The 23642-nt window shown below is 71.8% G+C and carries 17 protein-coding genes and 1 pseudogene; 10 read left to right on the forward strand and 8 right to left on the reverse strand.

Annotation, left to right across the window (positions count from 1 at the left end; translation table 11 throughout):
• Nucleotides 1-6: 6 nt before the first annotated feature.
• Nucleotides 7-276, forward strand: coding sequence for a helix-turn-helix transcriptional regulator (locus tag ABZ622_RS33335; protein WP_124721436.1), 270 nt, complete (start codon nucleotides 7-9; stop codon nucleotides 274-276).
• Between the two features lie 133 nt (nucleotides 277-409).
• Nucleotides 410-1804: a hypothetical protein gene (locus ABZ622_RS33340; RefSeq protein WP_360549666.1), complete on the forward strand. Its 1395-nt coding sequence runs from the start codon at nucleotides 410-412 to the stop codon at nucleotides 1802-1804.
• Between the two features lie 18 nt (nucleotides 1805-1822).
• Here ABZ622_RS33340 and ABZ622_RS33345 read toward each other — a convergent pair whose 3' ends face one another.
• Nucleotides 1823-2860, reverse strand: a complete 1038-nt coding sequence (locus tag ABZ622_RS33345) for a Rieske 2Fe-2S domain-containing protein (RefSeq protein WP_360549668.1) — start codon at nucleotides 2858-2860, stop codon at nucleotides 1823-1825.
• 114 nt (nucleotides 2861-2974) lie between these two features.
• Nucleotides 2975-4243, reverse strand: a complete 1269-nt coding sequence (locus ABZ622_RS33350) for an aminotransferase (protein ID WP_360549670.1) — start codon at nucleotides 4241-4243, stop codon at nucleotides 2975-2977.
• A gap of 745 nt (nucleotides 4244-4988) precedes the next feature.
• Between ABZ622_RS33350 and ABZ622_RS33355 the strand changes: the two genes are divergently transcribed.
• Complete coding sequence (locus tag ABZ622_RS33355) at nucleotides 4989-5831, forward strand: nitrilase-related carbon-nitrogen hydrolase (RefSeq protein ID WP_360549672.1); 843 nt, start codon at nucleotides 4989-4991, stop codon at nucleotides 5829-5831.
• Nucleotides 5828-7111 (forward strand): aspartate aminotransferase family protein, encoded by a 1284-nt coding sequence (locus ABZ622_RS33360; protein ID WP_360549674.1) that lies wholly within the window; start codon nucleotides 5828-5830, stop codon nucleotides 7109-7111. Before ABZ622_RS33355 ends, ABZ622_RS33360 begins: the two co-directional genes overlap by 4 nt.
• 59 nt (nucleotides 7112-7170) lie before the next feature.
• Here the strand turns inward: ABZ622_RS33360 and ABZ622_RS33365 are convergent, their stop codons facing one another.
• Nucleotides 7171-9057, reverse strand: coding sequence for an alkaline phosphatase family protein (locus ABZ622_RS33365; protein ID WP_360549676.1), 1887 nt, complete (start codon nucleotides 9055-9057; stop codon nucleotides 7171-7173).
• Nucleotides 9058-9439: 382 nt separating this feature from the next.
• Here ABZ622_RS33365 and hydA point away from each other — a divergent pair, with 382 nt between their 5' ends.
• The 3 genes from hydA to ABZ622_RS33380 all read left to right on the forward strand — a co-directional run bounded on the left by hydA (nucleotide 9440) and on the right by ABZ622_RS33380 (nucleotide 13603).
• Complete coding sequence (gene hydA / locus ABZ622_RS33370) at nucleotides 9440-10840, forward strand: dihydropyrimidinase (RefSeq protein WP_360549678.1); 1401 nt, start codon at nucleotides 9440-9442, stop codon at nucleotides 10838-10840.
• Nucleotides 10841-10851: 11 nt separating this feature from the next.
• Nucleotides 10852-11853: a TIGR03842 family LLM class F420-dependent oxidoreductase gene (locus tag ABZ622_RS33375; RefSeq protein WP_360549680.1), complete on the forward strand. Its 1002-nt coding sequence runs from the start codon at nucleotides 10852-10854 to the stop codon at nucleotides 11851-11853.
• A gap of 190 nt (nucleotides 11854-12043) precedes the next feature.
• A complete protein-coding gene (locus ABZ622_RS33380) occupies nucleotides 12044-13603 on the forward strand; it encodes an NCS1 family nucleobase:cation symporter-1 (protein WP_360549682.1) in 1560 nt (519 codons plus the stop codon).
• Here the strand turns inward: ABZ622_RS33380 and ABZ622_RS33385 are convergent.
• Nucleotides 13566-14342: a hypothetical protein gene (locus ABZ622_RS33385; protein ID WP_360549684.1), complete on the reverse strand. Its 777-nt coding sequence runs from the start codon at nucleotides 14340-14342 to the stop codon at nucleotides 13566-13568. The two genes, ABZ622_RS33380 and ABZ622_RS33385, sit on opposite strands and share 38 nt — an antisense overlap.
• Nucleotides 14343-14548: 206 nt before the next feature.
• On the opposite strand from ABZ622_RS33385, the gene ABZ622_RS33390 reads away from it, so the two are divergent.
• Nucleotides 14549-14923 (forward strand): hypothetical protein, encoded by a 375-nt coding sequence (locus tag ABZ622_RS33390; protein ID WP_360549686.1) that lies wholly within the window; start codon nucleotides 14549-14551, stop codon nucleotides 14921-14923.
• An 88-nt stretch (nucleotides 14924-15011) separates the two neighbouring features.
• Here ABZ622_RS33390 and ABZ622_RS33395 read toward each other — a convergent pair whose 3' ends face one another.
• Entirely contained in the window at nucleotides 15012-16037 is a 1026-nt protein-coding gene (locus ABZ622_RS33395) for a nucleotidyl transferase AbiEii/AbiGii toxin family protein (protein WP_360549688.1), read from the reverse strand.
• On the reverse strand, nucleotides 16034-16708 hold the full coding sequence (locus ABZ622_RS33400) for a hypothetical protein (RefSeq protein WP_360549690.1): 675 nt from the start codon (nucleotides 16706-16708) through the stop codon (nucleotides 16034-16036). Before ABZ622_RS33400 ends, ABZ622_RS33395 begins: the two co-directional genes overlap by 4 nt.
• Before the next feature lie 247 nt (nucleotides 16709-16955).
• On the opposite strand from ABZ622_RS33400, the gene ABZ622_RS33405 reads away from it, so the two are divergent.
• Together ABZ622_RS33405 and ABZ622_RS33410 are read left to right on the forward strand one after the other, a co-directional pair.
• Complete coding sequence (locus ABZ622_RS33405) at nucleotides 16956-18431, forward strand: amidase (RefSeq protein ID WP_360549692.1); 1476 nt, start codon at nucleotides 16956-16958, stop codon at nucleotides 18429-18431.
• A 128-nt stretch (nucleotides 18432-18559) separates the two neighbouring features.
• Nucleotides 18560-21109 (forward strand): SpoIIE family protein phosphatase, encoded by a 2550-nt coding sequence (locus ABZ622_RS33410; RefSeq protein ID WP_360549694.1) that lies wholly within the window; start codon nucleotides 18560-18562, stop codon nucleotides 21107-21109.
• A gap of 67 nt (nucleotides 21110-21176) precedes the next feature.
• On the opposite strand, the gene ABZ622_RS33415 is transcribed toward ABZ622_RS33410, so the two are convergent.
• Both ABZ622_RS33415 and ABZ622_RS33420 read right to left on the reverse strand, forming a co-directional pair.
• Nucleotides 21177-22241 carry a biotin/lipoate A/B protein ligase family protein gene (locus ABZ622_RS33415; RefSeq protein ID WP_360549696.1) on the reverse strand — a complete coding sequence of 355 codons (1065 nt, stop codon included), beginning with the start codon at nucleotides 22239-22241 and terminating at the stop codon, nucleotides 21177-21179.
• 750 nt (nucleotides 22242-22991) lie between these two features.
• Nucleotides 22992-23474: pseudogene (locus ABZ622_RS33420) on the reverse strand (serine/threonine-protein kinase); the annotation flags it as partial.
• Nucleotides 23475-23642: the final 168 nt, after the last annotated feature.

Genomic DNA, 23642 nt, shown 5'->3' on the forward strand with positions numbered 1-23642 from the left:
GACGGCATGGTACGAACGCCCCTGACCCCGGAAGAGCGCCGTCGCGGCGAGCGCCTCGGTGCGCTGCTGCGTGAGGCGCGCGGCGGACGCAGCATGGTCGAGATCGCGGCGAGCGCCGGAATCTCCGCCGAGACGCTGCGCAAGATCGAGACCGGACGCGCCCCCACCCCCGCCTTCTTCACGGTCGCCGCGCTGGCCGGGGCGCTGGGACTCTCGATGGACGAGATCCTCGCCCGCTCCGCCCCGGAACCGGACGCGGTGCCGCTGGCGGGGTAGCGGCGGGCCCGGTGGCGCGCGTGGCCGGCCTCGATCGCAGCGTGGCCGAAAAGCCTGCGTAGCCGTGCCGTAACACAGCTGAGGTCGAATGCCTGCGGACTGGAGGCTCCGGTCGACGTCGGCGAGGGCAGAGATGACAGAACGTCAAGATGCTTGGGAAGTGCGGGAGTTCACGCAGTACCTACGGGATCTCGTGACACAGCTGGACCCCGGGCACGGCTGGTACGGGCTCTTCCTGCGACGTGATCCTGCGGGGATGCGCGCCTGCCTCGACGGCGCCGAGATTCCGCCCTGGGACGTGATGGAGTCGCTGCTCGGCGATCTGGCGGCGCTGCGCGGCACGGCGTTCGCGCAGCGCGAGTCGGTACGGGCCGCCGGGCTGTACTCCTCCTCGGTGGCCGCCCACGACCGCCGCCCGGGCGGGCGGCAGGTGCTCGTCGAGCGACTGGAACTGATGCGCGGGGAGCAGGCGCGCGCGGCCCGACGGCTCCGGGCCGCCGGTGCGGGCGGCCCGGAGCCCTCGGACGCGGAGGCGGCCGCCTGGGCCGGGGACGACCATGTACGGGCCACGGCGCGCTGCTCGGAGCTGCGCGAACGGCTGGCCGCGGCGGCGGTGCCGGGCGGCTGGTTCCGTACGGAGTTGCCGGGGGAGCGGGAGGCGCTTGCCGGTCCGGAGCGGGTGGCGAATGCCGGTCGGGGGTACGTGGCGAATGAGGGCCGGGAGCGCGTAGCGAAAGCCGGTCCGGAGCGGGCCCCCCAGGCCCCGCCCTCCGCCCCCGGGCCGCCCGCCCCCGGGCGCCGGAGGCCGCGCGGTGCCAGGTTCGCGGGCCTCGACATGGACGACGCCGACGCCGACGCCCCCGTCCTGCCCGCCCCCGTCCTGCCCGTTCCGCCCACCACCGCCGCCGCTCCGCGCGGCGCCCGCTTCGCCGCCGCCCCGCCCGGCGGCAACGCCTCCGCCGGGTCCGCCGCCCGTGCGGCCGCCCCGGCCCCGGAGGCCCACCGGGCCGCCGTACGGGCCGTCGAGCGGCTGGTCCGGCTGCGGGCCGGCGGCAGCAGCGGTGAGGCGCACGTCGTGCTCTGCGAGGCGGCCCGCCTGCCCGCGGCGTGGCTGCCGGCGCTCGCCGTCGAGCTGCACCGGGCCGGCCTCGACGCGGACTGGGCGACCCTGTTGTGGGAGGTGTCCTCGCTGCCGCCCGCCCAACTTGCCTCCGCTGCGGGCGCGTTGCATGCCGCGGGGCGCTCCGACGACTGCGGGCAGCTGCTGCGTCAGGGCGTGGCCAGGCCCGCCGGGGAGATCGCCGCCGCGGTGGTGGCCCTGGAACGGGCCGGCCAAGGGCTTCAGGCGCGGGCACTGCTGGGCGCCTTCGTCCGGGTACGGACCCCGCAGGACGCGGCGAAGGTCGCGGCGGGCGATCCGCACCGTCTCGTACCGCCGCTGCTGGCCGCGGCCCGCGCCGTCTCACCGGCCAGGGAGCGGGATGTCGCCCACGCCCTGCGGGTGGCGGGCATCGCGGGGGCACCCTGAGCAGGCGCCCCGGGCCGGCTACTGAGCGGGCGGCGGGTAGAACCGCCGGGCCCAGCGGCGGAACGGGCCGATCGGGCCGTCGCCGGGAGCGAGCCGCGGTGGCTGTTGGTACTGCTTGTGATTCCAGATCGGGAAGTCGGCGGCGGTGAACTCGCAGCTGGACCGGAAGACGGCGCGGTCCAGCACCCTGGCCGCGGTACGGCTCACCGCACGGGCGAGCGGGGCCGGCAGCCGGGACGGCTCGGCGAAGGCGATGCGATTGCGCTGCCGGAACTGCATCCGGTTGGGCGCGATCGCCGTCGGCATCACCATCGTGCACATCCGCAGGCCCAGCCGGGCCGTGTGCACATCGGCGTGCAGACAGCCGAGCCCGTACCCGTCCACCTCCACGTCGACGACGAAGTCGCCCAGGAGCGGCGCCGACTCGTGGGCCCGCATGGAGACATGGAACGAGGCGTCGTCGTAGACCACCGGCCCGCCGATCTCGGCCCTGGCCCAGCCGTGCAGGGTCGCGAAATGCCCGAGGTCCACCGAGTTCTCGATGACTTCCTGGACATTGCCGGCCAGCTCCCAGGCGGCGCTGCGGGCGGGCCGGTGACCGATCTCGTGCCAGGCCGGGATCGTCCAGTCAGGGGCCCGCCCGTCGTGGTGCCGCCACACGAACACCGCGCCGTTGACCTCCAGGACCGGCAGCTGCGACAACGGCGACCTCGGCGGCTTCGTGTCGTATCCGGTACGCACACACGCGCCGTCCGGGCCGAAGGCGAAGAAGTGGAACGGGCAGACGAGATCGTCCCCCTCGACCTTGGCCAGTCCGAGATGTGCCCCCAGATGCGGGCAGTAGGGACGGATGGCGCGGACCGCCCCCGTCCCGAGCCGGTACAGCACCACGTCCTCGCCCGCCAGAGGGCGGGTGAGCACGGCGCCCGGCCGCAGCTCCTCGGAGAACGCCAGCGCGGACCAGCCGCTCGGAAAGGGCAGAGCGGGCGCGCCCGCGACGTCGGCCGGTGTCGGCCCCTCGCTGATGGCGCGCCCGAACTCGCGTGACAGTCCCACCACGTCCCCTTCCGGAATCGGTCCACTGGACATTGCCCCAGGCCGCTCCGGGATGCGCCTCAATAACCGCACATCACTCGAACGGGAAGGAACCGGAAGGGAGTTGACGGGAGGTCAGCGGGCCCGTCGCTCGTACCCCACGAGCCTGACGCAGACGGCGAGCCCCGCGATCGCCTGCTCCAGCTCCGCGAGCCCCGGGTAGCTGGGCGCGATCCGGATGACCGCGTCGCGCGGGTCGTCGCCGTACGGGTGGGTGGCGCCGGCCGGGGTCAGCACGATGCCCGCCTCGGCGGCCCGGCGCACGACCTCCTCGGCGCAGCCGTCCGGCACCTCCAGGGTGACGAAGTACCCGCCCTTGGGCGAGGTCCAGGTCGCCAGACCGGTGCCGCCGAGCTCGGCGGCCAGGATCCGGGCCACCGCCTCGAACTTGGGCTGGAGCAGGGAGCGCTGGCGCTCCATGTGGGCCCGCACCCCGTCGGCGTCCCGCAGGAACATGACGTGCCGCAGCTGGTTCACCTTGTCCGGGCCGATCGAACGCTTGGCGTTGTTGCCGAGCAGCCACTGGAGGTTCGCGGGCGAGGAACCGAAGAACGCGACACCCGCACCCGCCGCGGTGATCTTCGACGTGGAGCCGAACACGAACGCCCGGTCCGGGTTGCCGGCCTCCGCGCAGGCGCCGAGCAGATCGGCGATCCCGACGGGCTCGTCGGTGAGGTGGTGGGCGGCGTAGGCGTTGTCCCAGAAGATCCGGAAGTCGGGGGCGGCGGTGCTCATGGCGGCGAGCCGGGCCACGGTCGCGTCGCTGTAGCAGACGCCGTCCGGGTTGCTGTACTTCGGGACGCACCAGATGCCCTTGATCGCCGGGTCCTCGGCGACGAGCCGCTCCACGGTCTCCATGTCCGGGCCGTCGGCGGTCATCGGCACCGGGATCATGTCGATCCCGAACCGCTCGCAGAGCGCGAAGTGCCGGTCGTAACCGGGCACCGGACAGAGGAAGGCGATCCGCTCCTGGTCCACCCAGCGCGACTCGGCGCCCGGCACCACGCTCAGCAGGGCGTGCACCAGGCAGTCGTGCATCAGTTCAAGGCTGGAGTTACCGGCCGCGAGCAGCTGGTCGGCCGGCACCTGGAGCACTCCGGCGAAGATCTCCCGGAGTTCGGGCAGCCCCTGGAGCCCGCCGTAGTTGCGTACGTCCACGCCGCCGGCGGAGGTGTGCCGCCCGCCCGGCAGGCTCAGCAGGTCCTCGGAGAGATCCAGCTGCTCGGGGGCCGGCTTGCCCCGGGTGAGGTCGAGCGAGAGCCCGAGTCCCGCCAGGTCCTGATAGTCCTGACGGGCCCGGTCGAGGAGCCCGGACAGGGCGTCGGGGCTCAGCTCGGTGGTCATGGTGTTTCCTCTCGCAGGTGCCGCTCTGATTCGGGGGCTTCTGCCGAGAATACAAACCCGCGCGAAAGGCCGATGGGCCGGGAGTCGGCAGCCGGGCGGGCCGACCGGTTGCCGGGGCCTCGTGTCCCGACCCCCGGTTGACGGATCACGCCTCTCCCGATCCTCACGGGGGATTGCAGGCGGAGGACTCGCGGGCGGGGCGCTCGTCGGCTGCGGGCCGGAGCGGAATCCGATGGCCACCGGGTCGTCCCGCGCGTGTCGGGCGTCCCAGGACGACTCCGGCCAGGACGAGTGCCGGCCCGCACAACCCCGGACCTCCAAGCAGTCGATCAACGCGACCGCCGAAGGTTCAGGCCCCACGGAAGCCCGGGCCGAAGCCCTCGTCGGGGACGGACCGGCCGGCGCCGGTCTGCGTTCCGATGTTTCTCGTCCCCCGAGCCGTGGTGGGACGCCGAGGGTGCCGTGGAACTGCACGGCGAGGGCACCGTAGAACTGCACGCCGAGGGCGCCGTAGAACTGCACGGCGAGCGCTCACCCCCGCCCGCGTCTCGCCCGCAGGCTGACCAGGGTCCGGCCGCCGGGCCGGGTGTGTGGACCGCACGGGTGTGAAACATGATCGACTCAGCCGGTTCACGGCGATGGTCTTGCCCCGCTGTGTGACGGGGCTTACGTTCTCCTCTACGCACGTGTCTACGGGCGTAGAAACGCGTTGAGGCTCTCTGACGCCGCGTCGAAGGAGCAGCTCATGTCCCAAGTCGTACGCGCCGCACTAGTCCAGGCGACCTGGACCGGCGACACCGAATCCATGATCGCCAAGCATGAGGAGCATGCCCGCGAGGCCGCCCGTCAGGGCGCGAAGATCATCGGCTTCCAGGAGGTGTTCAACGCCCCCTACTTCTGTCAGGTTCAGGAACCCGAGCACTACCGCTGGGCCGAGCCCGTCCCGGACGGGCCGACCGTCCGCCGGATGCAGGAACTCGCCCGTGAGACCGGCATGGTGATCGTTGTGCCGGTCTTCGAGGTCGAGCAGTCCGGCTTCTACTACAACACCGCCGCCGTGATCGACGCCGACGGTTCCTACCTGGGCAAGTACCGCAAGCACCACATCCCGCAGGTCAAGGGGTTCTGGGAGAAGTACTACTTCAAGCCGGGGAATGTCGGCTGGCCGGTCTTCGACACCGCCGTCGGCAAGGTCGGCGTATACATCTGCTACGACCGGCACTTCCCCGAGGGCTGGCGTCAACTCGGCCTCAACGGAGCCCAGTTGGTCTACAATCCGTCCGCCACCTCGCGCGGCCTCTCCAGCTACCTCTGGCAGCTGGAACAGCCCGCCTCCGCCGTCGCGAACGAGTACTTCGTCGCCGCGATCAACCGCGTCGGCCAGGAGGAGTACGGCGACAACGACTTCTACGGAACCAGTTACTTCGTCGACCCGCGCGGCCAGTTCGTCGGTGAGGTCGCCGACGACAAGGAGGAGGAACTCGTCGTCCGCGACCTCGACTTCGGCCTCATCGACGAGGTCAGGCAGCAGTGGGCGTTCTACCGGGACCGCCGCCCCGACGCGTACGAAGGACTGGTGGAGCCGTGAGCAGCCTGCACCACCGGCATCTCGCCGTCAGCCCCGACTGGCTGGCGCTCTATTACAAGCGCCCTCTGGAGATCACGCACGGCGAGGGACGCCACGTCTGGGACGTCGACGGCAGGCGCTACCTCGACTTCTTCGGCGGCATCCTCACCACCATGACCGCCCACGCCCTGCCCGAGGTGACCAAGGCGGTCGGCGAGCAGGCCGGCCGGATCATCCACTCGTCCACGCTCTACCTCAACCGGCCGATGGTGGAGCTTGCCGAACGCGTCGCCTCGCTCTCCGGCATCCCGGACGCCAGGGTCTTCTTCACCACCTCCGGCACCGAGGCCAACGACACGGCGCTGCTGCTCGCCACCACGTACCGCGGGTCCAACCAGGTCCTCGCGATGCGCAACAGCTACCACGGCAGGTCGTTCTCCGCCGTCGGCATCACCGGCAACAACGCCTGGTCGCCGACCAGCCTGTCGCCGTTGCAGACGCTGTACGTGCACGGCGGCGTCCGCACCCGGGGACCGTACGAGCACCTCGGCGACACGGAGTTCATCAAGGCCTGCGTCGCCGATCTGGAGGACCTGCTCGGGCACACCCGGGCACCGGCCGCCCTGATCGCCGAACCCATCCAGGGCGTCGGGGGATTCACCTCGCCGCCCGACGGGCTGTACGCGGCGTTCCGCCGGGTCCTGGACCGGCACGGCGTCCTGTGGATCTCCGACGAGGTGCAGACCGGCTGGGGCAGGACCGGCGAGCACTTCTGGGGCTGGCAGGCGCACGGCGAGAACGGCCCGCCGGACATCCTCACCTTCGCCAAGGGCATCGGCAACGGGATGTCGATCGGCGGTGTCGTGGCCCGGGCCGAGGTCATGAACTGCCTGGACGCCAACTCCATTTCGACGTTCGGCGGTTCCCCGGTCACCATGGCCGCCGGTCTCGCCAACCTCTCCTACCTCCTCGAACACGATCTGCAGGGCAACGCACGGCGCGTCGGCGGTCTGCTGATCGAGCGGCTGCGGGCGATCGGCGCGGGTTCGCCGTGCGTACGGGAGGTGCGCGGCCGGGGCCTGATGATCGGCATCGAGCTGGTGCGGCCCGGCACCGACGAGGCGAACCCGGAGGCGGCCGCGGCCGTGCTCGAAGCGGCCCGCGAGGGCGGTCTGCTCATCGGCAAGGGCGGCGGCCACAACACCAGCGTGCTGCGGATCGCACCACCGCTCTCGCTGACCATCCCGGAGGCGGAGGAAGGGGCGGAGATCCTGGCCGAGGCTCTGCGGTCGGTGGACTGAGCCCGCCGGGCGGCGGACGGGCCCCGGCCGCGAGGCGGCTGCGGAGCCCGTCCGGTCGGTCAGCCCCGGTGTCCGGTGGGACGGGTGAGGTCCAGCGAGTGGACCGGGTCGAGCTCGCCGTAGTACGCGAGGTGCTTGTAGCGCACATCGGTGACGGTCAGGGTGGCCCCGGCGACGCCCCGGGGCACCGTGGTGCGCAGGCGCACCGAGCCGTCCTTCTTCGTGGTGCCGGTCAGCCTGTGCACCTTGCCGCCGGCCGTCAGCTCGGCCGTGACCCTCGCGCCCTTCACCGGCTTGCCCTGCGCGGTCCTCACCACACCGGCCGCGGTGACCTTCCAGGCCGACTCGGAGCCGGGCCTGCCGAGGAGCACGGTGCCGGCCTTCAGCGAGGCGACCGCGAGCTCCGACGGCGGGGCGGGCTGCCCGAAGGCGACCTGGTCGACGGTCCAGAACGCGCTGTTCGTGCCGGTGTAGCGGAAGCTCAGCAGGGCCGCCTTCGCACCCCGGGGAACGGCCAGCTCAAGACGCTCGACAGTGTTGCTGTCGGCCCGGTAGGACTTGACGAGCTGCGGGGCGCCGCCGTCGTACGAGACGTAGACGTCGCCGGTCTGCGGACCGTCTACCCGATAGTTCGTCGCGTACGACACGGTCGCCTTCGCCGCGCCGTTCAGCTTGTACGCGGGGCTGACCAGGGTGGAGTCGAACTGTCCGGCGTCGTGCGCCTTGTCGTCCCACTCGTCGGAGTCGGCGACCGCGAACACATTGCGGGCGCGGACGTTCGTCTCGCGGCCCTGGCCGCGTTCGGCGTTGGTCCAGAACTCGTCCGTGGCGAAGGACCAGCCGCGCCACTCGGTGACGCCACCGGCCGGCATCTTCGAGTTGTCGATCGACCAGCCCTCGGGCGCGGTGCCCGTCCACCCCTTGGCGTCGGCCGGGAGCTTCGTCTCGTCGACGGGCGTGCGCAGCGAGGGGCGCAGCGCGTCGAAGGCGTCCGGCTTCAGCTCGGCGAGCGAGGTGCCGTCGAGGTTCCAGGCGGGGTCGGTGGCGACGCCCTCGTGGCGCAGCACCGTGGGTGCGATGTCGGTGATCTTGACGTCGTCGCGCACCGAGCCGGGCCGGATGCCCTTGCCCTGGGCGATCACGAACGTGCCGCGCTCCAGCGGGGTGTTGCCGCCGTGTCCGCCGGTGGGCGTGTGGCCGTGGTCGGCGGTGACGACGACGAGCCAGTCCTCCTTCGCGTACGTCGGCCGTGAGGTCACGGCGTCGAGCAGGCGGCCGATCCGGGCGTCGGCGGTGTTGAGGGCCTTGAGGTAGGCGTCGCTGGCGGATCCGCTGCTGTGGCCGGCGCCGTCGACCTCGTCGAGGTGGACGAAGGTGGAGTCGGGGTTGCCGTGCGCGAGGTGGTCGGCGGCCTTGGCCGTGGTGCCCTCGTCGTCGCCGCCCGCGATCCGCAGATCGGTCTTCGCGCCGAAGACGATCTGGGGGATCGGACTCCAGGTGCCGACGACCAGCGTGGAGACGGCCGGGTCGGCGGTCTCCAGCCGGGTCGCGTAGTCGGGGTACTCGCCGTAGTTCGGGGCCGTGAAGTTGTTGTCCTTCACGTTGTGCTTGTCGGGCCAGACGCCGGTGGCGATGGACGACCAGCCGGCGCCGGAGACGGTCGGGGCCATCGGGTCGGCGTACAGGTTGCTCCGGGCGGTCAGGCCCTTGGCCATCAGCTGCTTGAGGTTCGGGACGTCGGCGCGCGAGAAGGCGTCGAAGGTGGCGCCGTCGACGCCTATGACCAGGCTTTTCGCCTGCTTGGTGCCGGACGGCAGACCGGCGTACGGGGCAGCGGCCGGGGCCTTGGACCCCTGGGCGTGTGCGGTGGCGGTGACGAGCGGCAGTGCGACGGCGGCGACGGTGGCGGCGGCCAGCACCGTACACGCGGAGCGCGACAGGGACACGTGATCCTCCGGGATCGGTCGTTGGACACCGGGCAACGGGGGTGTCCGGTGATGTGTCCGAGGCTCGCCGTCGGTGGTGATCGGACCACGCCACGTATGGGACGGGCGCATGAACCGTACTCAACATTTGGACCAGACCCGTAATCATTCTGTTATTTGACGGAGTGTCGGGTGTGCCGGTCCGGCAGGAGGAGGCCTGCCACGGGTGAATGCCCGTGGCAGGTGCGCTGTGGGCCGGTGGAGTGCCGGGCGGGTGAAACAGAAACGTCTTCAGCGGTTAGCGGCAGCGGTATTGCCACAGTGGGTAACCCACTTCTACGTTCTTCATCACGCACCTTGTCTACGTGCGTAGACCCATTCCGCCACGAGTGAGGAGGGGTGCATGAGCCGCACCGTCATCCACGGTGGTCTCGTCATCACCGCGTCCGACGAACTGCATGCCGACGTACTTATCGAGGGCGGCCGCATCGTGGCCCTCGCGGCGCACGACAGCGACGCGGCCGAGAGCTGGAGCGCCGACCGGAGGATCGACGCCACCGGCAAATACGTCATCCCGGGCGGTGTCGACGCGCACACGCACATGGAGATGCCGTTCGGCGGCACCTACGCCGCCGACACCTTCGAGACCGGCACCCGGGCGGCCGCCTGGGGCGGCACCACCACGATCGTCGACTTCGCCATCCAGTCCGTGGGCCGCGCGGTCCGCGAGGGTCTCGACGCCTGGTACGCGAAGGCCGACGGCAACTGCGCCATCGACTACGCCTTCCACATGATCCTCTCCGACGTGAACGAGTCCTCGCTCAAGGAGATGGACCTGCTGGTGTCGGAGGGGGTCACCTCCTTCAAGCTGTTCATGGCCTATACCGGCGTCTTCTACAGCGACGACGGCCAGATCCTGCGCGCCATGCAACGGGCCTCCCACAACGGCGGCCTGATCATGATGCACGCGGAGAACGGCATCGCCATCGACGTACTCGTCGAACAGGCCCTCGCCGAGGGCCGCACCGACCCGCGTTACCACGGCGACGTGCGCAAGGTGGCACTGGAGGCCGAGGCCACCCACCGCGCCGTACAGCTCGCCCGCGTCGCCGGATCCCCGCTGTACATCGTGCACGTATCCGCCGACGAGGCGGTCGCCGAGGTCGCCGCCGCCCGCCACAAGGGCCTGCCGGTCTTCGGCGAGACCTGCCCGCAGTACCTCTTCCTCTCCACCGACAACCTCGCCGAGCCGGACTTCGAGGGCGCCAAGTACGTCTGCTCCACCCCGCTGCGGCCCAGGGAACACCAGGAAGCGCTCTGGCGGGGGCTCAGGAACAACGAACTCCAGGTCGTCTCCACCGACCACTGCCCCTTCTGCTTCTCGGGCCAGAAGGAGATGGGCCGCGGCGACTTCTCCAAGATCCCCAACGGAATGCCCGGCGTGGAGAACCGGATGGACCTCCTCCACCAGGCGGTCGTGGACGGTCACATCTCGCGCCGCCGCTGGATCGAGATCGCCTGCGCCTCCCCGGCCCGGATGTTCGGCCTCTACCCGAAGAAGGGCACCATCGCCCCGGGCGCCGACGCCGACGTCGTCATCTACGACCCGGCGGCCGAACAGACCATCTCCGCCGAGACCCATCACATGAACGTCGACTACTCGGCGTACGAGGGGAAGCGGATCACCGGACAGGTCGAGACGGTCCTCTCGCGCGGCGAGGTCGTCATCGACGCAAGGAAGTACACCGGCCGGGCCGGACACGGCATGTACACCCCGCGAGCCACCTGTCAGTACCTGGACTAGGAGCACCCGTCATGGACTTCGGACTCGTCCTCCAGACCGATCCGCCCGCCTCGGCCGTCGTCGGCCTGATGCGCCGCGCCGAACGCAACGGCTTCCGCTACGGCTGGACCTTCGACTCGACGGTGCTCTGGCAGGAACCGTTCGTCATCTACAGCCAGATCCTCGAACACACCGAACACCTCGTCGTCGGCCCCATGGTGACCAACCCGTCCACCCGAACCTGGGAGGTGACCGCCTCCACCTTCGCCACCCTCAACGACATGTTCGGCAACCGCACCGTCTGCGGCATCGGACGGGGCGACTCGGCGATGCGCGTCGCCGGCCGCAAGCCCAACACGCTGGCCCGGCTCGGCGAGGCCATCGACGTCATCCGCGACCTCGCCGAGGGCCGGGAGGCCACCGTCGACGGGCAGCCGGTCCAGATCCCCTGGGTGAAGGACGGCAGACTGCCCGTCTGGATGGGCGCGTACGGCCCGAAGGCGCTCGCGCTGGCCGGACAGAAGGCCGACGGCTTCATCCTCCAGCTCGCGGACCCGTTCCTCACCGAGTGGATGATCAAGGCGGTACGGGACGCGGCGGCCGAGGCGGGCCGCGACCCCGACTCCGTGACTATCTGCGTCGCCGCCCCCGCCTACGTCGGCGACGACCTCGACCACGCCCGCGAGCAGTGCCGCTGGTTCGGCGGCATGGTCGGCAACCACGTCGCCGACCTCGTCTCCCGGTACGGCGCGCACTCCGGGCTCGTCCCCGAGGCCCTGACCGAGTACATCGCCGGGCGGTCCGGCTACGACTACAGCCACCACGGCCGGGCCGGAAACCCCGACACCACCTTCGTGCCGGACGGGATCGTCGACCGGTTCTGCCTGCTGGGCCCCGCCGAGGCGCACATCGAGAAGCTGCGGACCCTGCGGGACCTGGGCGTCGACCAGTTCGCGCTCTACAACATGCACGACGCGCGCGAGGCGACGATCGACGCCTACGGTGCGCGGATCATCCCCGCTCTGTCCGACTGACCCGCCCCTGTCCCGCGCACCTCCCCACGGCTGTCCGCACCCCCGTCCCCGCACCGCGCTCTCCTGCGCCTCCCCGCTGTTTCCCGCGCACCGCACCGCATAGCACCGCACCGCACCGCATAGCACCGCACCGCACCGCGCACCGCAGCGCCCCGCACGGCACCGTTCCCGAGCGAAGGGTCCAGCCGCCATGACATCGACCGTCCCACCCGTCCCACCTGTCCCACCGCAGGACCCGATACCCGACGCATCGGGCCGCATCGAGCTCGCCCCCGGCGCCGTTCCCACCGACAACCGGTTCGTCAACGAGGACCTGTTGCCCGTTCCCCTGGAACGGCGCCGCTGGACGACGTACAACTTCACCGCGCTCTGGGTGGGTATGGCCCACAACATCCCGTCCTGGCTGCTCGCCTCCGGCCTGGTGGCCCTCGGCATGGACTGGAAACAGGCCGTGTTCACCATCGCGCTGGCCAACCTGATCGTGCTCGGACCCATGCTGCTCACCGGGCACGCCGGACCCAAGTACGGCATCCCCTTCCCAGTGCTGGCCCGTGCCTCGTTCGGGCTGCGCGGCGCCAACCTGCCCGCCCTGATCCGGGCCGCGGTGGCCTGTGCCTGGTTCGGCATCCAGACCTGGATCGGCGGCGTCGGCATCTTCACCCTGCTGGGGAAGATCTTCGGCGGCTGGGCGAAGGCGTCCGAGATCGGCGGCCAGCCGTGGACGCTCTGGCTCTGCTTCATCCTCTTCTGGGCGCTCGAACTGGCCATCATCTACCGGGGGATGGACGCCCTGCGCCGGTTCGAGAACTGGGCGGCTCCGTTCGTCATCGTCGGCGCCGTCGTGCTGCTGGTCTGGGTCGCCGTCAAGGCGGGCGGCTTCGGCCCGCTGCTCGACCAGCCCTCGAAGCTCGGCTGGGGCAAGGAGTTCTGGCCGGTCTTCTTCCCCTCGCTGATGGGCATGATCGCCTTCTGGGCCACCCTCTCGCTGAACATCCCCGACTTCACCCGCTTCGGGGCCGGCCAACGCGCCCAGATCCGGGGCCAGTCGCTCGGCCTGCCGACCACGATGACGCTCTTCGCTCTGCTCTCGGTCCTGGTCACCTCCGGATCGCAGGCGGTGTACGGGGAAGCCATCTGGGATCCGGTGCAGCTCGTGGCCCGGACCGACAATGTCTTCGGGCTGCTCTACGCCCTGGTGACGGTGCTGGTCGCGACGGTCTCCGTGAACATCGCGGCCAACGTCGTGTCACCCGCGTACGACCTGGCGAACCTCGCGCCCCGGTTCATCAACTTCCGTACGGGCGCCCTGATCACGGGCGTCGTCGGCGTCCTCATCATGCCGTGGAAGCTCACCGAGACCCCCGAGCTGTACATCTTCACCTGGCTCGGGCTGGTCGGTGGACTGCTCGGCACGGTCGCGGGCATCCTGATCGCCGACTACTGGATCGTCCGCCGCACCGTGCTCGACCTCGCGGACCTCTACCGCCCCGGCGGCCGTTACTGGTACACGAACGGCTGGAACTGGCGGGCGGTCGCGGCGTTCGTCGTCGGCGGCGTCCTCGCGATCGGGGGCTCCCACTCCGCCCCCGGGGCGGGCCCGTTCCCGGCCGGTGGGCTGATCCCGTTCCTCAAACCGCTCGCGGACTACGGCTGGGCGGTCGGGCTCGCCTCGTCGCTGGTGCTGTACGTGCTGCTCAGCGGCCGGTCCGGCGTCACACCGGCGCGGACGTACGGCCCAGCAGAGCGCTGATGTCGTACGTCTGGTCCGGCGGCGGCGTGGTCGTGGGCACCGGCTTGTCGAAGGCCGAGAAGCCCACGACCGCGTCCGTGCCGTTGCCCTGAACAGTGATCTTCAGGGGGTACGGCTTGCCGGTGGCCGCGACATACATCGTCAGCGTCCGGCCGTCCCGCATCCTGGTCAGCGGCACCACCGGAGCCCCGTCGAGCATGGTCTTGTGGCCCTTGTTCAGCGTCCCCCGGTCGTTGTCCGCGTTGTCGCCGACCAGCTTCCGGAACGTGTCCAGATCGCAGCCCTTCGCCAGATCGCGCAGCCGCGGGTCGTCGGCCGAACCCTTCATGTACCGCCCGTTCAGGATCGCTGCGAAGGCCGAACCACCGGTCGGGACCTGGTTCTTCCAGAAGTTCGCATCCGGCTTGACCCAGACGTCGTCGCCGCGCTTCACGACCCGGACCGACCCCTGGCTGTGGCCGAGACCCACTGATCCGTTGCAGTTGCCGTCCCGGTCCAGGCTGAGCTCCAGAGACGACGGCGGGCTGTTGTCCCCCAGCTCGCCGCGGACGCTCAGGTGGAGGGAGCGGGTGCTCAGGAGGGCGTCACGGGAGCGGTCCGCGATCTGCTGGGCGGAGAGCTTGTCGATGCCGTTGTCCGCCCGTGCCGCACCGCCGCCCAGGACGCTGCCGCCGGTGATTCCCAGCACGACGACCGCCGCCCAGGCGGCCCGGCGTGTGCCGCTGTGTCGACCGGTCACGTCGCCTCCCTGGTAGTACCCGTAGGGCCTGTTCAGGTGTCATCCGACTCCTTCCGAGCGTACGCCGGGGCGGATGTGGTCGCGCGGCGGCGCAGCCCACCATGGTGCATACACAGTGTGATGTTTTGCCTCGTTTTGGGTCGCGGGGTGTTGGGGACGGTTGTCGGCGCACCGAGTCCGCCGTCAACGAGGAGGAACAGGGAGACATGAAGCTGTCGATGGGGAGTGTGTCCAGGGCCGTGCTCAGGGGCGTCGTCGTGGCGGGGGCGGCCACCGCGCTCGCGGTTCCCGCGACCGTCGCCACCGCGGTGCCGGCCGTGGCGAGCGCGGTGCCGGCCGTGGCGACGCCGCCCGGCCTGTCCTGCGAGACCGGGAAGCATGAGATCGACGACTACACGGGCTTCGCGCTGTGCCGCAACGACGGCAGCACGACGCAGACCTTCTGGGTGCACCTGGTGTGCGGCTGGTCCCCGGACGTGGACGGCGAGCACGTCACCCTCAACCCGGGGCAGTCCGGCCAGTCCACCGCGCACTGCGCCGGCCTCGGCACCGGGATCGGCGAGATCACCGTCCAGCCGTAGGCCGCTTGTGCCGTACGGGCCGGCCGGTCGGACCGTATCCGCCCGTCGGCCGGGCCGGCCGCCCAGTACGGGCGGCCGGCCCGGCCGGTTACGGAGCGCTCCGGTCCAGCAGCGGGGGCAGGGCGGCAGCCAGCCGCTCCCGGAGCCGGTCCGGGCCGCCGTCCACCCACGGGTGCGCGGCACGGAACGCGGACCAGTCCACCAGCCAGTCCAGTACCGCCCCGGGCGTGAAGTCCGGTGCGTGCGGGCCCAGCACGGTGCGCAGCAAGCGCGGCGACAGACGGGTCGCGTGGTGTTCGGCGAGCAGCACCGCGTCGTACAGGTCCTTGGCCCCCGACCGGCCCTCCGCCTCCTGGTCCTCGGCGAGCCACAGCAGCTTCCAGGCGAGCGAGAGCCCCGGGCCCGCCGTGCGGACCGGCGTCGGGGGCCCGCCGTCACCGCGCGGGCAGGCCGTCCACTCCGGGGCCTGCGGGAGCCGCTCGTCCCCGGCGAAGTCCATCCGCACCTCGCCCGGCGGCAGCCCGTCGGCCTCCCAGGGGACGACGACACGCACCCCGGGTGTCTCGTACTCCCGGTACATCCACGTCCCGTCCGACTTCACCCGGAGCGGATCGATGCGAAGGCCCTCGGGCAGCGGCGGACCGGCCGCCAGGGCGGCCACGACCTCCTCGGCGGGGGAGGACGGCGGATCCATTTCCTCGGCCTCCATCCAGTGCGTCCCCTCCGGCGCGAGCACCGGCCGGGCGCCGCCCGTGTCATGGCACTCGCCGTCCGTCAGCAGCTCGGGAGCGGCAGCGCCGTGCGCGGCCTCCGGCCACTGCTGGACGACCGCTGTCCCGTTGACATACGGATAGGGATCGAGGCCGTCGACGAAGCTGTCCGTCGGCGGCTCCACCACGATCCAGTCCAGATCGCCCGGCTCCCGCGCGGCGGCGCCCACCCAGGCCTGGAGCGGGACACTGCCGCGCAGGATCAGACCGTCGCCCCAGGGCGACCCGGCGATCACGTGCAGCAGATGATCCTGGACGGCGCGCCGGGCGGCCCGCCAGCGCGGCGCGAGCGAGGGGTCGTCGTACGCCGGTTCGCCGGGGACGGGCCGGTCGTGCGCGCTCACCGGGAGACCGCGGCCGGGTCGTCCAGCCAGCCGGCGTCCACCGCCGGATGGTCGTCGTGCACCACGAACTCCTCCTCGACCTCCAGCGCTTCGAGCCCGGCAGCGGCCAGCCCGCCCAGCAGCGCGTCGAGCTCGGCCCGCGCCGCCGGACGGCCCACCGCGTAGCAGCGCTGCGTGACGAACCGCTCGTGGCTCCCGGGGCCGGTGGTACGGCGGGCATTGCGCGACAGACGCGCGCCGTGCCCCTCGGCCACCGCCCGTGCGACGGCGAGCTGCGGCTCACCGGTCAGCAGCAGCTTGACGTGATGCTCGAAGTGGCAGTCGGGAGGTAGCGCGGCGGCCTCGCAGGCCGTCGCCGGTATGTCCTCGTTCCACGGAGCGGCCTCGATCTTCACGCGTACGACGGGAAAGCCCGCCGCGCGCAGCTCGGCCGACCGGAGCCCGGCGGCGGCCCGCTGCCCGGAGAGCGAACCCCGGCCCCGTTCGGTCAGCATGGGCTGGTCGGGCGTGGCACCGCGGTCCAGGACGATACGGGTGAGCTTCAGGCCCTTGCGCTCCGCCCAGCGGCCCAGCCGGCCGGCCTCCCGGGCATCCCCCGTACCGCCCCCGGCGCGAGGTTCGAGGCGCACCGTCAGATGCGTCTCGAACTCGCCCTCGAACTCCGCTTCCACGCGCCCTCCACCAGTACTTCTCGCGGTCCGCTTCCGTCGCAGAAAGTAGCAAGCGGCACTGACACTCCCCGGACGCGACCGAAGACCTTCCCGAACACGCCCGGGACGCACCTCGGCCACTTTCCACCGAACGGTTGAGCGGACCGCTCATTCGTCGTTACCCTCCGGTAAGTTCGTTCGGGCGCAACAGGCGCGCCGCGCACAGCCTCCGCGCGGTGTCGTCCGACACGAGGAAGGCGGTCCGCCCATGTCCTCAACGGAAGCGGTGGAAACCACCGGACCGGCCGGTCCCGCGGGACTCGCCGACAGCGCACGGGAGCTGGCCGAGGGCCGCACCACCTCGGTCGAGCAGGTGACCGCCGCACTGCGCCGCATCGAAGCGAGCCGGAGCACCCTCAACGCCTTCCGGCACCTGCGTGCCGAGGCCGCGCTCGCCGAGGCCGCCGAGGCCGACCGCCGGCTCGCGGCGGGGGAGCGGCTGCCCCTGCTCGGCGTACCGGTCGCCGTCAAGGACGACACGGACGTCGCCGGGATGCCCACCTACTTCGGCTGCGACGGCGATCTGCCCGCCGCGACCGCGGACAGCGAGGCGGTACGCCGGCTGCGGGCGGCGGGGGCCGTGATCGTCGGGAAGACCAACTCCTGCGAGCTGGGCCAGTGGCCGTTCACCGAGGGCCCCGCCTTCGGCGCCACCCGCAACCCGTGGCACACCGGCCACACCCCCGGCGGCTCGTCCGGCGGCTCCGCGGCGGCCGTCGCGGCCGGTCTGGTGCCCGCCGCGCTCGGCTCCGACGGGGCGGGGTCCGTACGCATCCCGGCGGCCTGGACCCACCTCGTCGGCATCAAGCCCCAGCGCGGCCGGATCTCCGGCCACCCGCACACCGATGCCTTCCAGGGCCTGACCGTCAACGGGCCGCTCGCCAGGACCGTCGCCGACGCCGCACTGCTGCTCGACGCGGTCGCCGGTTCCCACCCCGAGGACCAGCACCGGCCGCCGCCCGTCGCCGCCGCGGCCGCCGCCCGCCGCGACCCGGGCCGGCTGCGCATCGCCCTCGCCTGGCGCCCCCCGCTCACCCTCACCGGCTCCGCACCCCACCCCGATGTGCGACGGGCCGTCCTCGCACTGGCCGAGGCCCTCGCCCGGCTGGGCCACGACGTCCAGGAAGCCAGGCCCCACTACGGACTGATCGGCCTCGGTTTCGTCCCCCGCGCCACCGCCGGGATCGCCGAACTCGCCGCCCGCCACCCCGACCCCGCGCTCCTCGACCCGCGCACCCGCAGCGCACTGCGCACCGGCACCCGGCTCGGCGGCCGGGTGGTACGGGCGGCCAGGGAACGCGAGGTGCGCCAGCACCGCAGGATCGGCGGGTTCTTCCGCCCGTCGCGGGGCGGCGCCGGGTACGACGTGCTGCTCACCCCGACGACCGCGCTGCCGCCGCCCCCGATCGGCCGCTTCGACGGGCTGAGCGCCTGGCGCACCGATCTCGCGATGACCGAGGCCTGCCCGTACGCCTGGCCCTGGAACGTACTGGGCTGGCCGGGCATCAACGTACCGGCCGGGTTCACCGGCGACGGGCTGCCCGTCGGGGCGCAGCTGCTCGGCCCGTCCCGCAGCGAGGAACGCCTGATCTCCCTCGCCGCCCAGCTGGAGGCCGACCGGCGCTGGTACGAGCACCGGCCCCCGGTCCCGTCCGCCCACACCGGTCCGGGGCCGGTGCGCTGATCCTCTCGTCCGGTCCGTCCGGGGTCCCCCTCGTCCGGTCCGCCCGGGCCGAGTCCGGCACCGCTGTCGCTCGCACCCGAGCGCGGTAGGCGGGATCATGGGCAGGGAGCGGATAGGTGGTGTCCGGTATGGCGTGTGCAGGTCCGCAGTCGGCGCCCGGAGCCGAACCTTCGAGGCCCCGCACTCCCCGGCACTCCTACGACACGGCGAACGACGCGACCGTGGTGGTCGCCGGCAACGGAACGGTCGTCGGCTGGACGCACAGCGCACAGGAGCTGCTGGGGTACCGGGCCACGGAGGTGGTCGGGCGGCCGGCCGGCTCCCTGCTCGACATGCCCGAGGACCCGGTACGGGTGGCCGCGATCGCCGAGCGCTGCCGGGCGGGCGTGGGGTGGCGGGGCGTCGCGGACGTCCGGCGGAGCGACGGCAGCCGGATCGGGGTGGACCTGAGGGTCTCGGCCTCCTTTCACCTGGACGGCCGCGAGTGCTTCCTGGTCTCCGGTCGTGAACGGCGGCCGGAGTGGACGGTCGGACAGTCCGTGCTGGACGCCTTCCTGACCGGGTCGCCGATCGGCATGGCGGTGATGAGCCCGGACCTGCGCTACGTCTGGGTGAACGACACCCTGGAACGTTTCGGCGGCGTCCCGCGCGAGCACCGGGTGGGCCAGCGGCTGAGCGAGGTGCTGCCGGGGCTGGAGACCGAGGCCATCGAGACGCTGATGCGCGGTGTGCTGGACACCGGGATTCCCGTCATCGACTACGAGTACCTGGGCTGGACCTGGGCCGACCCGCGCCGCAGGCGCGCCTACTCCACCTCGTACCTGCCGCTGACCGACAACGACGGCGGCGTCACGGGCCTGTGCTACATGGTCCTCGACGTCACCGACCGGTGGAACGCCCAGCAGCGCCTGGCCCTGGTCAACGACGCCGGAGCCACCATCGGCTCCACCCTGGACGTGATCCGTACGGCCCAGGAACTGGCCGACTTCGCGGTGCCGCGGTTCGCCGACTTCGTGATCGTCGACCTGCTGGAACCGGTCGCCAGCCCCGGTGCGCCGGGCCCGTGGCCGCTGGGCACGGGGCTGTCCGGCGCGGAGCTGACCAGGTCCGGCGCCGTCGCCGCCACCCGGCCGCAGATGCGCCGGGCCGGGATGAGCTCGGTGCGCGAGGGCTGCCCGGAGGCGGTCCGCCGGATCGGGGACCCGGTGGACTTCGTACCCCCGCCCCACGACATGCGGTTCCTCATCGACGGCGAACCCCTGCTCATCCCGGTCCTGGACCCCGACAACAACGTATGGGCCGTCGAACAGCCCGCCAGGGCGGCGAGCATCCGCGAGTACGGACTCCACTCCCTGATCGCCGTACCCATGCGGGCCCGCGACACGGTGCTCGGTCTGACCACCTTCATCCGGTCGCAGAACCCCGCCCCGTTCGAACCGGACGATGTGCTTCCGGCCCGCGAGATGGTGGCGCGGGCCGCCGTGTGCGTGGACAACGCCCGCCGCTACACCCACGAGCACACCACCGCGCTGACCCTCCAGCGCAGCCTGCTCCCGCACACACTGCCCGGCGGAATGGCACTGGACGTGGCCTCCTCCTACCTCCCGGCGGACGCCAAGGACGGTGTCGGCGGCGACTGGTTCGACGTGATCCCGCTGTCCGGCGCCCGGGTCGCGCTCGTCGTCGGCGACGTGGTCGGCCACGGCATCGCCGCCGCGGCCACCATGGGCCGGCTCCGCACCGCGGTGCACACCCTCGCCGACATGGACCTGCCGCCCGACGAACTCCTCGCCCACCTCGACGACCTCGTGCTCCGCCTCAGCGACGAGGAACCCGAGGGCGGGGAGCAGAGCACCCCCGTACTCGGCGCCACCTGCCTGTACGCCGTCTACGACCCGGTCACCCAGCGCTGCACCATGGCCCGCGCCGGCCACCCGCCGCCCGTCGTCGTCGCCCCGGACGGCCGGGTCACCTTCCTCGAACTGCCCGCGGGACCGCCGCTGGGCCTGGGCGGGCTGCCGTTCGAGACGGCGGAGACCGAACTGCCCGAGGGGAGCCTGATCGGCCTCTACACCAACGGCCTGATCGAGGGCCGCGACCAGGACCCCGATCTCGGCATGTCCCGCCTCGGGGGCGCCCTGGCACAGCGCGGCCTCCCGCTCGACGCCCTGTGCGCGACGGTCGTGGACCAACTGGTCCCGGTGCCCCAGCCCGACGACGTGGCCCTGCTGCTCGCCCGTACCCACGAGCTGAGCCCCGACCACGTCGCCTCGTGGGAAGTGGCCGCCGACCCGGCCGCCGTCGCCGGAGTCCGGGCCCGGACCGCCCGCCAGCTGAGCGCCTGGGGCCTGGAAGAACTGGAGATGACGACCGAGCTGATCGTCAGCGAGCTGGTCACCAACGCGGTGCGCTACGCCAGCGGGCCGATCCGGATCCGGCTGCTGCGCCAGTCCGTCCTGATCTGCGAGGTCTCCGACACCAGCAGCACCTCGCCACGGCTCAGACACGCCCGCACCACGGACGAGGGCGGCCGAGGGCTCTTCCTCGTCGCCCAGCTCACCCGCCGCTGGGGCACCCGCTACACCACCGAGGGCAAGATCATCTGGACCGAACAGGAACTGCCCCGGCACGAACCGCCCGCGACGGAAGGCCGACACCTGCCCGCGACGGAAAGCTGACGCCTGCCCGCGACGGAAGGCCGACACCTGCCCGCGACGGAAAGCCGACACCTGCCCGCGACCGGCCTCACGGCACCCGAGCGGTCCATTCCGCAGTGCCGAACTTCGTCCGCACCAGCTCCTCGGCCCGGGTCATCTCCTCCGCCGTGACCTCGCCGGTGGTCAGCCCGTAGCGGTTGCGGAAGGAGGCGATCATGTTCTCGATCACCTGCTCCCGGGCGAGGCCGGTCTGGCGACGGAGCGGGTCGACACGCTTCTTGGCGCTCTTGGTGCCCTTGTCGGAGAGCTTCTCCTTGCTGATCCGCAGCACCTCCAGCATCTTGTCCGCGTCGATGTCGTACGACATCGTCACGTGGTGCAGGACGGCTCCGGGGCCGCCGTCGGCGCCGACGATCCGCTTCTGAGCGGCGCCGGCGATCTTCCCGGCTTCGGTGGCGATGTCGTTGAGGGGCTGGTACCAGGCCCTGATGCCCATGTCGCCGAGGGCGCCCAGCACCCAGTCGTCGAGGTAGGCGTAGCTGTCGGCGAAGGAGAGGCCGGAGACCAGCGACTCCGGCACCGACAGGGAGTACGTGATGGTGCTCAGGGGCTCCACGAACATGGCCCCGCCACCGGATATGCGGCGTACCACGGTCACTCCGTGCTTTGCCGCCCCTTCGGGGTCCACCTCGTTGCGCAGCGACTGGAAGCTGCCGATGATCACAGCGGGCGAGGCCCATTCCCACACCCGCAACGTGGGCGCCCGCCGCCCGGCGGCCACCTCGGCGGTGAGGACCTCGTCCAATGCCATGTGCAGCGCCGGGGCCTGGGGCTCCGTGTGCACCAGCTGCCAGTCGTAGTCGCTCCACTCGGTCGCATGCGCCAGCGCTCGCCGGACAGCGATGCCGACGCCCTCCGCGGTCAGCCCGAGCATGACGGTCGACTCCGGCAGTCCCGCCGTGATCCGCGCCGCCAGACCCGCGGTGTCCGTCGAGGACGGGGCACCCTCCAGGGCCTCGTTGATCGAGAGGATCGCCTCGTCGGGCTCCAGAAAGAAGTCTCCGGCGACGCGCACGTTGCGTAGCGCGCCCTGCTCGACATCCAGATCCACGACGACAAGCTTGCCGCCGGGCACCTTGTACTCGCCATGCACGGCTTCGTTCCCTTCCAGTGCGCGGAGTGGATCCTGAGCCCGTTGCTCCGAAGTGGGACGGGCGCGCACATACCTCGCATCGAACCTTAATGCTCGTCCGTGACGAGCGGCCACGCAGCCTCGATGCCGTGACGGCCCGGCATCGGAATTGCGACCGCCGGGCCTGTCGGGAGTGGTACGCGGTGGGCGGCGGCCCGCCGGAGCATCGGCCTGTACATCGCCGCACGCTCTGCCGTCACCGCACATCACCCGGGCACCGAGGTGCGACCGGGCCGGTGAAGGCGCACACTTCTTCGCCGTGAAGATCATTGAGGACGAGCTGGGGGCGCTCGGCCCGCGGTGCCCTGTACGCGCGCGCTACGCGCCGGGCTTGCGGACGAACTCCAGCTTGCGCCCCGCATGCCCCATGGACAGGATGCCGGAGTCGGCGAGGGTGTACCCGCGGGCGCCGGTGGGAGCCCTGCCGCAGGGATTCACCGAACCGCGCTGGTAGATCGGCCTGGAAATGAGACCGGTGTCGTTCACGAACACCAGGACTTCATTCCAGGTGCAGCGCTTCTCGGGGGCGTTGTCCCACCCGTTGACGACGTAATACCCGGTCTTCGCCTGCTTGATGGTGACCTGGGCCGTCGGGTTTTTCTTCTCGCCCTTGGGTACCCACTGCCCCAAGTACTTCTGGGGCACGGGTGCCTCGCCCGCCCTGGCCCTGAAGAGGATGGCCTTGTACGGGCCGTCGTCGGTAACGGCGTGCAGGGCGCGGGCGATACCGAAGTCGATGACGCGGGGGCCGTCGACGGTGACGAGGGCATTGGACGGCTTCAGGTCCCGGTGCACGAGACCGGCGGCGTGGATGGCCCCCAGGGCGAGCGCGAGCCGGTTCGCGAGGACGCACAGCGAGCGCTCGGGCAGCGGGCCGTAGTCGTCGGTCACGACGGTCTGGAGGTCGGGGCCCGGGACGTACCCGGTGGCGACCCAGGGTGTCGCGGCACTCATGTCGAAGTCCAGGGCCGGCGCGGTCCAGTCACCGCCCACGCGCCGCGCGGCGTCGACCTCCCGTGCACCGCTGCCGGAAATCGTCCTGCCCGGCGAACTCCGCCCGGACGACTTTCACGGCGACGGTTCTCCCCCTGCGGATCGCGCGAGGTACACCCGGCCCATGCCCCCTTCCCCGAGCACGCCGAGAAGCCGATAGGGCCCTACCGCACGTGGATCGTCCGGGCTCAGAGGGTTCATACAAGGACGATACGGCAGGGGAGAAGAGGCGCGGCGGGCACGACTCGCCTGCTGGGCTTGGCATTTGACCGGTTCCCGACTTGAATCCCGCGCTGTCGGCCGGATTCGTGACGGACACCCCCGAGCGGGCCCGGCTTCGGCTTCGGGACGGCAGAGCGACGGTGTCCA

It is taken from the genome of Streptomyces sp. NPDC007164 (assembly GCF_040634135.1).
Taxonomy (GTDB): Bacteria; Actinomycetota; Actinomycetes; order Streptomycetales; family Streptomycetaceae; genus Streptomyces; species Streptomyces sanglieri.